General features: G+C 76.0%; 1 protein-coding gene. It reads right to left on the minus strand.

The window, feature by feature from the left end; all coding sequences use genetic code 11:
- The coding region (locus tag FV226_RS28305; RefSeq protein WP_187278885.1) for a hypothetical protein at window positions 1-620 on the minus strand (620 nt) is incomplete at both ends.

Consider the following 620-nt stretch of genomic DNA (forward strand, 5'->3'; position numbering starts at 1 on the left):
CCGCGCTTATCGGTCTTGCGTGTTCGCTCCCCTTGGATGGGACTGTGCGGGATCGCTCCGCCCGCGGCAAGCGAGCGCAGCCGGCCCCGGGCGGCAGGCGCTGACAGCCGGCGGCTTATGCCATCGCGGCACGCGCCCCCGATGCGGGCGCGCCAGCCGGTCCGCGGGCGGAGCCGCCCGGCCGCGAGCCAGCCGAACAGGCCGAGGATCGTGCCGAACAGGAGCGCACCGACCGCGGCCCCGAGGGCGTAGGCGAGCCAGAGCGGCTGGCCGGTGAGAAACGCCATGCTGCCGGTGCCGTAGGCGCCGCGCAGGATCACGCCCCCGAAGGTCGGGTAGAGCGAGGCCAGCAGCAGCGCAGCGATCCCGACGACGCCCCACACCGCCCGGCGCGGGACGCCGGCCGGCCCCGGGGCCGCGGCCGCCGCGACGAGGCGGGCCAAGCCGTAGGCCAGGGCGAAGGCGAACAGCGGATAGCTGTCGAGGAAGAACCCGTAGGCGCGCGGCGCCAGCCAATCCGGCAGGTCGGAGCGCTGGCTGAGGCCCGTGGCCGCGACGAGGCCGAGGGCGAGTAGCGCCGCCACCACGGGGGCGGCGGCGGCAACACTGGAATTCCGCAT

The organism is Methylobacterium sp. WL12 (assembly GCF_008039475.1).
In the GTDB taxonomy this organism is placed as follows: Bacteria; Pseudomonadota; Alphaproteobacteria; order Rhizobiales; family Beijerinckiaceae; genus Methylobacterium; species Methylobacterium cerastii.